The sequence below is a fragment of the Amycolatopsis kentuckyensis genome, assembly GCF_002155975.1.
Taxonomy (GTDB): Bacteria; Actinomycetota; Actinomycetes; order Mycobacteriales; family Pseudonocardiaceae; genus Amycolatopsis; species Amycolatopsis kentuckyensis.
The window spans coordinates 1-12,863 of record NZ_MUMI01000446.1 but is presented as its reverse complement, the minus strand read 5'-3'; the positions used below and the strand labels follow the sequence as shown (position 1 = coordinate 12,863).

Sequence of the window (12,863 nt, the reverse complement as noted above, 5' to 3'; positions counted from 1 at the left end):
CCAGCCTCGGGGCGGCGGCCCGCGGTGAGCCTTGGGGCGGTGGCCCCCGGTCAGCCTTGGGGCGGCGGCCCGCGGCCAGCCTCGGAAAGGCGGCCGCGGTCAGCCTTGGGAAGGCGACCCGCGGTCAGCCTCAGAAAGGCGGCCCGCGGTCAGCCGCGCGGCGGGGTCTGTGGCAGGTCCAGCCGGTACACGCTCACCGTTCCCGAGCTGAACTCCTTCTTCAAGCCCGGCAACCCCGCCAGCCTGCTCAGTCCCGGCGCCAGGCTGTACGTCAGCTTGCCCGTCCAGTGGTGGCCGTCCGTGCCGACCGTCGGGGCCGAGGTGTCCACGTACACCCAGCGGACGTTCTTCGCCCGGAGGATGCTCTGGACCTCGGCGTCCTCCGGGTAGTAGTTGAACATCGCCAGCAGGGTGATGTTGTCCTGGATCGGGCTGTGGCCGTCCGGGACGATGTTCAGGATCGGCAGGTCGTAGTCCACGTACAGCAGCGTCGAGCCGTCGTTCGCGTTGTTGAGGATCGTCTCGCCCGGGGCCGCGTGCTCGTGCAGCCACTTCGCCGCCGCGTCGTCCGCCGCGTCGTAGCGGACGAACTGCGGGGCCGCGTAGCGCTGGCTCAGCGACAACGCTCCCGTGTTCATGTAGCCGCGGAACGACGTCAGCGTCAGCGCACCCAGCAGCACCACGATCAGCCCGTACGCCACCGCCGGCCGGAACCGCGCCGGAACCGGGTTGCGCTTCTGAACCGCGACGACGAACAGCCCGACAGCCACGAACAGGACCCCCGCCAGCGGGGGAATCAGCAGGTAGACGTGGGTGTCGAGGCGGTTGGCGACGCGGTAGTAGTACCGGCCGATCATCGCGCCGAAGCCCGAGTTGGGCGAGTAGTGGAAGCTCACCATGACCGTGGCCCAGAACAGCCAGGCCGTCAGCAGCGGCCACGCCCGCCGCGACAGCAGCGTGGCGACGACGCCGGCCAGGCCCAGCAGGCCGAGCACCAGCTGGCCCATTGTGCCGCTCGGGTCGAAGTAGCCGCCGTAGGGCAGCCGGGCGACCAGCTCGAACGACGCGCCGAACTGCACCCCGCGGATGTTGGCCGGCGCGTCGACCACCGAGCCGTTGCCGAGCCGCAGCAGCGCCAGCACGTCCGGGACGATCAGGACGACGGCGACCACGCCCGCCAGCACCAGCGGCAGCAGCGCGCGGACGAAGGCGAGCCGGCCCGCCTTGGTGAACAGCAGGCCGATCATGGCCGCGACCGTGGTCAGCGCGACCGAGGTCAGCGCGCTCGGGTGGAGGTTGAACGCGCCGGCGGCGGCGACGCCGACCAGCACCGCGCGTCCCCAGTTGCGCTTGCCGATCACCAGCATCACGGCGACCAGCCCGGGCATGAGCGTCATCGCGGCCGCGTTCGGCAGGACGCCGCCGTCGTGGGCGAAGGCGATGCCGGGGCGGTACAGCTGCACCGAGACCAGCGCGGCCACGCCGGCCGCGAGCTCGACCCAGCCGCGGCCGAGCCGGCCGTGCCGGAGCACCGCCGCGGTGAAGGCGGCCACCGACAGCGGCAGCACGACCACCGAGAACACGACGGTCGCCAGGTTCAGGGACAGCATCGTGTCCCCGAAGATGTCGGTGAGCAGCGCGCTGATGTCGGTGAAGCCGGGCGGGTAGAACTGGACGTTGGTGTCGTGCACCACGTCGATCGGCAGGATCTGCCAGGGCGCGGCCTTGCCGGTGAAGTGCGTGAACGCGGTCAGCACGGCGTGCGTGACGGTGTCGTGCTCCTGGGTCGGCGTCTGCCACGACCCGAGGCCCTTGTGCCACACGCGGACGCCGAGGCCGACCCCGGCGACGGCGATGAGCGCGCCCAGGACCTGGGCGACCGTCCCGGCCCGGCCGGTCAGCGTGCGCAGCCGCGGGTCTTCGGCCGGCTCGACCGGCTCGGCGGCCGCGCGACGACGGCGGACCAGCCACCGCACCCCGCCGAGCACGAGCAGGACGACCACGAGCGCGACGGCCGCGGTCCACAGGCCGAAGCGGAGCCCGGTGACGCCCGTGAAGAGCGACACGAGCAAGACGAACCCGGTGGTCAACGGCGCCGAAAGGCCCGCCAGCCACAACCGTTCGCGTACGCCGGTGACCAGGAGGATCGAAAATCCCGGGAGCAACACCACCAGGATTCCCGCAGCCAGCCGGACAGCTTCGGACAGCATGCTTTCTCCGATCAACAAAGCCGCCAACGCCGGCGAGTCTATGGGTGGCCGCGGTCCGCCCAGGATGCGGGTGACCAGCGAGCTGACGTGCACGGTAGCGTGGCCGCCGCCCGGAGAACGGCGGTCACCGCGGGTGCGGGACGGACCACGGCGGAAAATGGGGTGGGAGAATGGGTTTTCTGCTCGTTCTGGCCGCATTCTGGCTCCCGGGCGCCGTTTTCGGCGCGGCGATCGGCCTGCGCGGCTGGACGCTGGGCGCGGCGGCGCCGGTCCTCACCTTCGGGATCGTGGCCCTCGCCATCCCGCTGCTGGGCGGCACGGGCATCCGGTGGACCGCGCTCTCCGTGACACTGTGGACGCTCGTGGTGTCGGCCCTCGGTTTCGCCGTCACCTGGGCCGTGGCCCGGTTCACCCGGCGGCGCCGTCCGGACGCCGAGACGCCCGAGCGCCCGCGGTGGTCGTGGCGCGCGCACGCCTTCACGGCCCTCGGGGTCGCCGCGGGGATGGCGGTCGGCGCGCTCACCGTGCTGCGCGGCATCCCCACGCCGGGCACGGTCAACCAGGACTGGGACGCCGCGTTCCACGCGAACCTCGTCCGCTGGATCGCCGAGCGCGGTGACGCGCGCCCGTCGACCATCGGCACCATCGCGAACCTGCCGGACGAGACGCACTACTTCTACCCGGACACCTACCACGCGCTGCTCGCCCTGCTCTTCGGCAAGGGCGGGCTGACCGTGATGCCGCTGCTGAACTTCGCGTCCATCGCCGTCACCTTCGCGGTGCCGCTCGGCGTGGCCGCGATGTGCCGCGCGTGGCGGATGCCGGCGGTCACGGCCGGCGCGGCCGCGGCGGCTTCCGCCTGCTTCACCTCGTTCCCCTACGACCTGTTCTGGCACGGCCCGGTCTGGCCGTACGCCGCCGGCGTCGCCCTGGTCCCGGCCATGCTCGCGGTGGTCCGCCTGCTGCTCGAGCCGGGCGGGGCCACCGGACCGCTGGCCGTCGGGGTCGGGGTCGCCGGCCTGGCCGCGCTGCACACGAGCGTCGTGTTCGTCCTCGCCGTCTACTGCGTCCTGATCCTGGCCGTCGTGCTCGTCAAGGTCGAACCGATCGACTGGCGGCGGGCCTGGCCGTCGCTGGTGGCGGCCGCGCTGCTCGCCGTCGGGCTCGGCCTGCCCCAGGTGCTGCCCTCGCTCTACAACGCCGGCGGCGTCACGTCCGCGGTCTGGGCGAACGCGGCGACCATGACCGGCGCGGTCGGGCAGACGGTCACGTTCTCGCCGATGGCGAGCTTCCCGCAGTGGTGGCTCGGCCTGCCCGCCATCGCCGGCATCTTCCTGCTGGTCCGGCACCGGCGGATGATCTGGCTGGTGGCCGCGTACGTCGTCCTCGGCGGCTTGTACGCGGCGACGGTCTCCATGGAGAACGGCCTGGTCCACCTGCTCAGCGGGCCGTTCTACAACGACAACTACCGGCTCGCCGCGCTGCTGCCGATGATCGGCGCGGTGGGCTTCGGCGAGTTCGTCCACACCGCGACGGCGTGGTTCGCGGCGAAGGTCCGGCCCCGGCTGCCGAAGCTGCACCCGGCCGCGCCCGTCCTGGCCGGCGTGGTGCTGCTCGCGGCGGTGATCGGCGGGTTCAGCCGCGGGTACGTGCACCTCAACTCCGTCCACGTGAACATCGCCTACCGCGGCTTCCCCGCGGTGAGCGCGGACGAGGAGACGGCGTTCGCCTGGCTGGCGCAGCACACGGTCCCCGGCGAGCGCGTCCTGAACGACCGCCTCGACGGGTCGGTCTGGATGTACGCGCTGCAGGGGGTGCAGCCGACCCAGTGGAACTACTACGGCGCCCCGCGCACCAGCGACGTCGGCTACGTCAGCGCGTTCGCGAACCGGCTGGAAAACGACCCGAAGGCCCGGCAGATCCTGCGTGGACTCAAGGTCCGGTACGCCTTCGTCGGCCAGGGCAACGCCGTCCCCGACCAGCGCAACGACGCCGGGCTCCTGCACCTCGACACCACACCCGGGTTCAAGCTGGTCTACCGCAACGCCGGGGCCTCGATCTACGAGATCGCGGGGCAGCAGGACGTCGTCGCGGCCGGTGCCGCACCAGGGTCCGCGGCCGGTCACGGGCAGTGAAAGGCTAAAGTGATCGCGTGTCAGTGACCCCGGTGACCAACCGCCGTGTGCTCATCGTGATGCCCGCCCTCAACGAGTCGGCGAGCGTCGCGTCGGTCATCGAGCAGGTGAAGCGGGCCCTGCCGGACGGCGATCTGCTGGTCGTCGACGACGGCTCGGTGGACGACACCGCCAAGCTGGCCCGCGCCGCGGGTGCCGAGGTGGCCCGGCTCGCCGTGAACCTCGGCGTGGGCGGCGCGATGCGCACCGGCTTCCGCTACGCCGCCGCCCGCGGGTACGACGTCGTCGTGCAGGTGGACGCCGACGGCCAGCACGACCCGGACGAGCTCGACGCGCTGCTGCGCGGCCTCGACGACGCGGACATCGTGATCGGCTCGCGGTTCGCCGGCAAGGGCGCGTACAAGGCCAGCGGGCCGCGCAAGTACGCCATGGTCGCGCTGTCGATCGTGTTCTCGCGGCTGGCGAAGACCCGGCTCACCGACGTCACCTCGGGCTTCAAGGCGATGGGGCCGCGCGCGATCCGGCTGTTCGCCGGCTACTACCCGGCCGAGTACCTCGGCGACACGGTCGAATCGCTGGTCATGGCCATCCGGGCCGAGCTGACCATCAAGGAGATCCCGGTCATCATGCGCGAGCGCGCGGGCGGCACGCCCAGCCACTCGCCCGTCAAGTCGGCCGTCTACCTGGGCCGCGCCGGGCTCGCGCTGCTGCTCGCGCTGGTCCGCCGCCGCCCCGCGGTCGACTCCTCAGACTCGGCATAAGGAGCTCGGGAAGATGGAAGGTTGGCGCGTCCTCAGCATCGTCGTCGCCTGCGTCGTGCTGTTCGTCGTCCTCGAGATGATGCGGCGGCGCAAGCTGCGCGAGAAGTACGCGGGCGTGTGGCTGATCGTCGCCATCGGTGTCGTGGTGCTGGCCGCGATCCCGGCGGCCGCGAAGTTCCTCGCCGGGCTGACCGGGGTGGAAACCCCGTCGAACTTCGTCTTCCTCCTGGCCGGCGTCGTCCTGGCGCTCGTGTCGCTGCACCTGTCCACCGAGACCGGGCACCTCGAGGAAGAGGTGCGCACGTCGGTCGAGGAGATCGCGCTGCTGCGCTGCGAACTCGAGGACACGCGGCGCGAGCTGGCGAGCCGGATCGCCGAGCTGGAGGCGAAGACGGCGGCTCCCGACGACGTCAAAGGGCTTCCGGAGGTCGAGCGCGTCAGCAAGTGACGCGCTGATCGAGGCCCTGCTCGCCGCGCCCGCGCGGCTGGGCCGGGTGCGGGTGCTGGCCATCGACGGCCCGTCGGGCGCCGGGAAGTCCACCCTGGCCGCCTCGGTCGTCGAGGGGCTGACCGCCCGCGGCTGCCGGACGTCCCTGGTGAGCACCGACGCCTTCGCGACGTGGGAAGACCCGGTCGCCTGGTGGCCGCAGCTCGTCAACGGCGTCCTGCGCCCGCTGGCCGACGGCGTGCCGGGCACGTACCGGCGAGTGGACTGGTCCACCGGGACACCCCGGCCGGGGGAGCTCGTCCGGGTGGAAGTTCCGGATGTCCTGGTGCTGGAAGGCGTCTCGAGCGGCCGGACTTCGGTAAGACCCCTGCTTTCGCACCTCTGCTGGCTCTCCGGCGGGTCCGCGGCCGAGCGGCTCACCCGGACCGTCGAACGGGACGGCGCGGCCGCAGAGGCCGAATTGGCGCGGTGGCAACGGTTCGAGCGCGGCTGGTTCGCCGTCGACGGCACCCCCGAGGCCGCCGGAACCCGACTTTCGTAGGGGACCGCGTGGTCACGCATCGTGACCGGGCTGCTCCGGATCGATTAAGCAATCCGTAGCCGGATACACGTGTGGGGCAATGTCGGTACCGCCATCTGAGTCATGGATCAGGCACTGGGTGCAGCCACCACCCGTAAATGGTCACATTCTGTCGTGATTTACGGACACATTGCGGTCAAATCGACGTCCACGTAGCGCGATCGTAACCTCACGTGCTTAAGTGCGGGCCGAGTTCCCGCTAGTGTCGGCGAGCACACCGATCGTCCGTCGAGTTCCTGACCGACCGGACGGTGACTTAGAACCCGAAACATCTCCCAAGGGGTGCCAGATGCAGCAATTGCGGCTGACCCGAACACGCCGCGTGGCCCTGATCGGGCTCAGCGGCGCGCTCGCGGTTTCGCTGTCCGCCTGTGCGGAATCCAAGCGTGAAGAGGGCGCAGGGGGTGGTTCCGGGGGCACCATGATCTTCGGCGCGGCCGGTAACCCGAAGTTGTTCGACCCGATCTTCAACGACGAGGGCGAGACCTTCCGGATCACGCGGCAGATCTTCGACACGCTGATCCAGAACAAGCCGGGCACCGCCGACCTCGAGCCCTCGCTGGCCGAGAAGTGGGAGCCCAGCAACGACGGCAAGACGTGGACCTTCTCCCTCAAGCAGGGCGTGAAGTTCTCCGACGGCACCGCCTTCGACGCGACCGCGGTCTGCTTCAACTTCGACCGCTGGTACAACATGAAGGGCGCCGCCGCCCAGAGCCAGATGATCTACTACGCCGACGTCTTCGGCGGTTTCGCCAAGAACGAGAGCACCGACTACAGCGACCCGGTCTACAAGAGCTGCGAAGCCAAGGACCCGGCGACCGCGGTCGTGAACCTGAACAAGGCGAAGGGCGCGTTCCCGGCGGCCTTCACCCTGCCGTCGTTCGCGATGCAGAGCCCGGCCGCTCTCCAGCAGTACAAGGCGGACGTGGTCACCCAGTCCGGCGACTCGTTCACCTACAGCGAGTACGCGAACAAGCACCCGGTCGGCACCGGCCCGTTCAAGTTCGACAGCTGGGACCAGGGCAAGGGTGAGATCGCCCTGTCCAAGAACGACACCAGCCCGACCCAGACGGCCAAGCTCGACAAGCTGATCTTCAAGGTGATCCCGGACGAGAACGCCCGCAAGCAGGCGCTCAAGGCCGGCGACATCCAGGGCTACGACTACCCGGCGCCGGCCGACTACGGCCTGCTGCGCAACGAGGGCGAGCAGGTGCTGGTGCGCCCGCCGTTCAACGTGCTCTACCTGGGCATCAACCAGTCGGGCCCGGCCGGCGAGAAGCTGAAGGACGTCCGCGTCCGCAAGGCGCTGGCCTACGGCATCAACCGCGAGCAGTTCGTCAAGAGCAAGCTGCCCGAGGGCGCCGAGGTGGCCACCGAGTTCGTGCCCAAGACGATCTCCGGCTACACCGACGAGGTCACCAAGTACCCGTTCAACCAGCAGCAGGCCAAGGATCTCCTGCAGCAGGCCGGGGCGACCAACCTGACGCTGAAGTTCTACTACCCGACCGAGGTCACCCGGCCGTACATGCCGAACCCGGCGGACGTCTTCACCTCGATCTCCGAGGACCTGAAGGCCATCGGCGTCAAGATCGAGCCGGTCGCCAAGCCGTGGAACGGCGGTTACAAGGACGACGTGCAGAAGTTCGGCAAGCAGGACCTGCACCTGCTCGGCTGGACCGGTGACTACAACGACGCCGGGAACTTCGTCGGCACCTTCTTCGGCCGCACGAAGAAGGAGTTCGGGTTCGACAACCCGCAGCTGTTCCAGGCGCTCGCCGCCGCGGACGCTTCGCCCCCGGGCGACGCGCACGCCAAGGCGTACCAGGAAGTCAACAAGCAGATCATGGACTACCTGCCTGCCATCCCGATCTCCTACGGCCCGCCCGCCATCGTGGTCGGCCCGAAGGTCAAGGGCCTGGTTGCCAGTCCGCTGACCGACGAGCGGTTCAACACCGTCACCGTGAACTGACGGCTCAACGCCGCGAGGCATGGGGTGGGTGCTACCGCACCCACCCCATGTTCCGTACTCAGCGGGCTGCCACCTAAGGACTGCAAGTGCTCCGTTTTCTCGTGCGTCGGCTGCTACAAGCGATTCCGACGCTGCTCATCCTGTCCATCCTGGTCTTCGCCTGGCTACGGTCGCTGCCCGGAGGGCCCGCCGCCGCCCTCCTCGGCGACAAGGCAACGCCGGAGAAGATCGCCAACCTCAACCACGTGCTGGGTCTCGACCAGCCGGTCATCATCCAGTACTTCAAGTTCCTCGGCCGCGCGATCACCGGTGACTTCGGTGCCTCGCTGGTCTCGACCCAGCCGGTGATGTCGGAGATCGGCACGTTCCTGCCGGCCACCATCGAGCTGGGCATCACGGCGATGATCATCGCGGTGCTCATCGGCATCCCGGCGGGCTACCTTTCGGCCCGCTACCGCGGTGGCGCCGTTGACAACGTGATCATCGTGCTGACCCTGATCGGTGTCGCGGTCCCGGTCTTCTTCCTCGGCTACATGATGCAGGACCTGCTCGCCGGGCCGCTGGGCCTGCCGTCGCAGGGCCGGCAGACCGCGGGGCTGGACGCCACCGCCGTCACCAACTTCGCCGTCCTCGACGGCATCATGACGAGCGAATGGGACGCCGTCTGGGACGCGATCAGGCACCTGATCCTCCCGGCGTTCGCGCTCGCCACCATCCCGCTCGCGGTGATCACCCGGATCACCCGCGCGTCGGTGCTCGAAGTGCTCAACGAGGACTTCATCCGCACGGCCAACTCGAAGGGCCTCACGCAGCCCGTCGTCCGGCGGCGGCACGTGCTGCGCAACGGCCTGCTCCCGGTGGTCACCACCATCGGCCTGCAGACCGGCGCGCTGCTCGGCGGCGCGGTGCTGACCGAGCGGGTGTTCAACTTCCGTGGCCTCGGATTCCTGCTGGCCGAAGGCATCGAACGGCGTGACTACCCCCGGCTCCAGGCGCTGCTGCTCTTCGGCGCGCTGGTGTACGTGCTGGTGAACATGCTGGTCGACGTCTCGTACGGGCTCATCGACCCGAGGGTGCGTGTGCGATGAACACTCTGCTGAACAAGAAGAAAGAGCCGATCGACAAGCTCGCCGCGGCGAGCGGGAACAGCCTCGGCCGCGAAGCCCTGCGGCGGATGCTGCGCAGCCCGGTCGCGATCACCGGTGGCGTGATCACCGGCTTGTTCGTGCTGCTGGCGGTGTTCGCGCCGCTGATCGCGCCCAAGGACCCGTTCGAGCGCTACCTGCAGGGCGAGGTCGCCCTCGGCCAGGGGATCATCCCCGGCTCCCAGCCGGGCTACCCGCTCGGCGTGGACGACTTCGGCCGCGACGAGCTGTCGCGGCTGCTCGTCGGCGCGCAGAACACCCTGCTCGTCGGGGTGCTGGCCACGGTGATCGGCGTGCTCCTCGGCGTCATCATCGGCGGGCTCGCCGGCGCGTTCGGCGGCTGGGTCGACACCGTCCTCATGCGACTGGTCGACGTCATGCTGTCGGTGCCGTCGCTGCTGCTGGCGATTTCGGTCGCGGCCCTGTTCGCCAAGCCGAGCCAGTGGACGGTGATCCTCGCCGTCTCGCTGATCGGGGTGCCGATCTTCGCGCGGCTGCTGCGCGGCTCCATGCTGACGCAGCGCAGCAGCGACCACGTCCTCGCGGCGACGTCGCTGGGCGTGAAGCGCAGCGCGATCGTGTTCCGGCACATGCTGCCGAACTCGCTCGGCCCGGTCATCGTGCAGGCCACGCTGACCCTGGCGACCGCCATCCTGGAGGCCGCGGCGCTGTCGTTCCTCGGCCTGGGCGACCCGGACCCGAACCGGGCGGAGTGGGGCATCATGCTGAGCAAGGGTGCCCGGCAGTTCCTCGACGTCCGGCCCGAGCTCGCGTACTACCCGGCGATCGCGATCATCATCGTCGCCCTCGGGTTCACGCTGCTCGGCGAGTCCCTCCGCGAAGCCCTCGACCCGAAGAACAGGCGGTGAACCCCCATGGCACTCCTTGAGGTCCGTGATCTCACGGTCCAGTTCGTCCGCCGCGGCGAGCAGTCGTTCACCGCGGTGGACAAAGTCAGCTTCGACGTCGAGCCGGGCCAGACGGTCGGCCTGGTCGGCGAGTCCGGCTGCGGCAAGTCCGTGACGTCGCTGGCGATCATGCGGCTGCTGGCCAAGCGCGGCAACAAGGTCAGCGGCTCGGTCCGCTTCGAAGGCACCGACCTGCTTCGCCTGTCCGACAAGGACATGCGCGACCGCCGCGGCCGCGACCTCGGCATGGTGTTCCAGGACCCGCTGTCCTCGCTGAACCCGGTCATCCCGATCGGGCTGCAGATCACCGAGGTGCTGGAGCGCCACCGCGGGATGTCGCGCAAGGCGGCGTCCGTCGAAGCGGTGGACCTGCTGGACAAGGTCGGCATCCCGGACCCGTCGCGGCGGCTTTCCGAGTACCCGCACCAGCTTTCCGGCGGGATGCGGCAGCGCGCGCTGATCGCGATCGCGCTGGCGTGCCGCCCGCGGCTGCTCATCGCCGACGAGCCGACGACCGCGCTCGACGTCACCATCCAGGCGCAGATCCTCGCGCTGCTGCGGGAACTGGTGCAGGACACCGGCACCGCGCTGATCATGATCACGCACGACCTCGGCGTGGTCGCCGGGCTGTGCGACGAGGTCAACGTCCTCTACGGCGGCAAGATCGTCGAGCGGGCGCAGCGGCACCAGCTGTTCGCCGAGCCTCGGCACCCGTACACGCACGGCCTGCTGGCGTCGATCCCGCGGCTGGACGCGGGCCGCGGCGAAAAGCTCGTCCCGATCCGGGGTTCGGTGTCCGACAACATCCCGTGGGACCACGGGTGCGCCTTCGCGCCGCGCTGCCCGAACGCGCTGCCGGTCTGCCGCGAGGTCCAGCCGCAGCTGGTGCCCGATCAGGGCGGACTGCTGCGCTGTCACAACCCCGTGCGGCCCGCGGTCGCCGCGGGAGGAGGAACCCGATGACCCGTCCTGCTGGTGACGTGCTGCTCGAGGTCACCGACCTCAAGGTGCACTTCCCGATCAAGAGCGGCATCGTGTTCGACCGGACGGTCGGGCACGTGTACGCGGTCGACGGTGTCGACCTGGCCATCCGGAGAGGCGAAACCTACGGCCTGGTGGGCGAATCCGGCTGCGGAAAGTCCACTTTGGGCCGGGCCATCCTGCGGCTCAGCGAGCCCACCAACGGTTCCGTGAAGTTCGACGGCACCGACGTCGCGCAGCTCAAGGGTGAGGAACTGCGGAAGGCCCGGCGCCGGATGCAGATGATCTTCCAGGACCCGATGTCCAGTTTGGACCCGCGCCAGTCGGTCGAGTCCATCCTGCTCGAGGGCATGCACGCGCACGGCCTCGACAAGGACAAGGAAGCCACCCAGCGGCGGCTGCGGCAGCTGCTGGCCGCGGTCGGTCTCCCGGAGACGTCGCTGCGCAAGTACCCGCACGAGTTCTCGGGCGGGCAGCGCCAGCGCATCGGCATCGCGCGGGCGCTGGCGGTGGAGCCGGACCTGATCGTCGCCGACGAGCCGGTGTCCGCATTGGACGTTTCGGTGCAGGCCCAGGTGGTGAACCTGCTGGAGGACCTGCAGGCCCAGCTCGGCCTGACCTACGTGGTGATCGCCCACGACCTCGCGGTGGTGCGGCACATCTCCGACCGCATCGGCGTGATGTACCTGGGCGCGCTGGTCGAGGAGACCGACGCGGACTCGCTGTACCGGGACCCGCTGCACCCGTACACGCGGGCGCTGCTGTCGGCCATCCCGGTGCCGGACCCGCAGGTCGAGGACACCCGCGAGCAGATCCTGCTCGCCGGTGACCTGCCGTCGCCGGCCAATCCGCCGTCGGGCTGCCGCTTCCACACGCGCTGCCCGTGGAAGCAGGCGAGCCTGTGCGACACGGACCGCCCGCAGCTGCGCGAAATCGGCGGCGGTCACCGGGTGGCGTGCCACTACGCGGAGGACATCCGCGACGGGCGCATCCAGCCGCACGAGGTGAAGCCGGAGCTGGTGGAACTGACCGGGGCGCTCAACCCCGACCTGGGCCCGCCGGACGTCGGCACCGCGGCCGAGATCCTGTGACGCTCTGATGTTCCGATGAGAACGGCCGGCCGGGCCTCGTCCCGGCCGGCCGTTCTCAGGTTGCCGGCTTGGTGGCCCGCGACTGCAGGTACGCCTGCTCCGGCAGGCTCAGCGTCCGCCGGGCGGCGGCTAGGTACGCCTCGCGGGCCCCGGCCGCGTCCCCGGTCAGCTCCAGCAGGTGCGCGCGGATCGCGTCGACCCGGTGGTGCTGCGCGAGCGCGGGGTCCGTCGCCGCTTCGGCCAGCTCCGCGAGCCCGGCTTCGGGGCCGTTGACCTGCGCGAACGCCACCACCCGGTTCAGCGTCACCATCGGCCCGGGCGCCACGACCCGCAGCAGGTCGTACAGCGTGAGGATCTCCGCCCAGTCGGTGTCTTCGCTGGTCACGGCCTCGTCGTGGACCGCGGCGATCGCGGCCTGCAACTGGTAGGGGCCGACGGGCGCGGTGGCGAGGGCCTTGGTGATCAGCGCGACGCCCTCGTCGATGAACGCCCGGTGCCAGCGGGTCCGGTCCTGTTCGGCCAGCGGGACCAGCGCCCCGGTCGCATCGACGCGCCCGGGGCGGCGGGCTTCGGTCAGCAGCATCAGGGCCAGCAGCCCGGCGACCTCGCCGTCGTCCGGCAGCTCCGCGTGCAGC

At 70.3% G+C, this 12,863-nt stretch carries 11 protein-coding genes; 9 read left to right on the top strand and 2 right to left on the bottom strand.

The annotated features are described in order from the left end of the window. Positions 1-149: 149 nt before the first annotated feature. Positions 150-2,210 (bottom strand): DUF6541 family protein, encoded by a 2,061-nt coding sequence (locus tag CCN39_RS36120; protein ID WP_086849746.1) that lies wholly within the window; start codon positions 2,208-2,210, stop codon positions 150-152. A 170-nt stretch (positions 2,211-2,380) separates the two neighbouring features. On the opposite strand from CCN39_RS36120, the gene CCN39_RS36115 reads away from it, so the two are divergent. The 9 genes from CCN39_RS36115 (at position 2,381) to CCN39_RS36075 (ending at position 12,228) form a co-directional block, all read left to right on the top strand. Further along, a complete protein-coding gene (locus tag CCN39_RS36115) occupies positions 2,381-4,345 on the top strand; it encodes a DUF6541 family protein (protein ID WP_086849744.1) in 1,965 nt (654 codons plus the stop codon). 59 nt (positions 4,346-4,404) lie between these two features. After that, positions 4,405-5,106, top strand: coding sequence for a glycosyltransferase family 2 protein (locus tag CCN39_RS36110; protein WP_208630535.1), 702 nt, complete (start codon positions 4,405-4,407; stop codon positions 5,104-5,106). Positions 5,107-5,119: 13 nt separating this feature from the next. Continuing rightward, positions 5,120-5,554, top strand: a complete 435-nt coding sequence (locus CCN39_RS36105; protein WP_086849741.1) for a DUF2304 domain-containing protein — start codon at positions 5,120-5,122, stop codon at positions 5,552-5,554. Positions 5,555-5,591: 37 nt separating this feature from the next. Then, positions 5,592-6,095 (top strand): uridine kinase family protein, encoded by a 504-nt coding sequence (locus CCN39_RS36100; protein ID WP_244211153.1) that lies wholly within the window; start codon positions 5,592-5,594, stop codon positions 6,093-6,095. Between the two features lie 328 nt (positions 6,096-6,423). Beyond that, positions 6,424-8,103 (top strand): ABC transporter substrate-binding protein, encoded by a 1,680-nt coding sequence (locus tag CCN39_RS36095; protein ID WP_244211152.1) that lies wholly within the window; start codon positions 6,424-6,426, stop codon positions 8,101-8,103. An 86-nt stretch (positions 8,104-8,189) separates the two neighbouring features. After that, on the top strand, positions 8,190-9,191 hold the full coding sequence (locus tag CCN39_RS36090; protein ID WP_086849737.1) for an ABC transporter permease: 1,002 nt from the start codon (positions 8,190-8,192) through the stop codon (positions 9,189-9,191). Continuing rightward, on the top strand, positions 9,188-10,117 hold the full coding sequence (locus tag CCN39_RS36085; RefSeq protein WP_086849735.1) for an ABC transporter permease: 930 nt from the start codon (positions 9,188-9,190) through the stop codon (positions 10,115-10,117). The genes CCN39_RS36090 and CCN39_RS36085 overlap by 4 nt, the downstream gene beginning before the upstream one ends. 6 nt (positions 10,118-10,123) lie before the next feature. Continuing rightward, on the top strand, positions 10,124-11,119 hold the full coding sequence (locus CCN39_RS36080; RefSeq protein ID WP_086849734.1) for an ABC transporter ATP-binding protein: 996 nt from the start codon (positions 10,124-10,126) through the stop codon (positions 11,117-11,119). Next, complete coding sequence (locus tag CCN39_RS36075; RefSeq protein WP_086849732.1) at positions 11,116-12,228, top strand: ABC transporter ATP-binding protein; 1,113 nt, start codon at positions 11,116-11,118, stop codon at positions 12,226-12,228. Before CCN39_RS36080 ends, CCN39_RS36075 begins: the two co-directional genes overlap by 4 nt. Before the next feature lie 55 nt (positions 12,229-12,283). On the opposite strand, the gene CCN39_RS36070 is transcribed toward CCN39_RS36075, so the two are convergent. Continuing rightward, a partial coding sequence (locus CCN39_RS36070; RefSeq protein WP_341867721.1) for a DUF6596 domain-containing protein occupies positions 12,284-12,863 on the bottom strand: 580 nt, incomplete at its 5' end.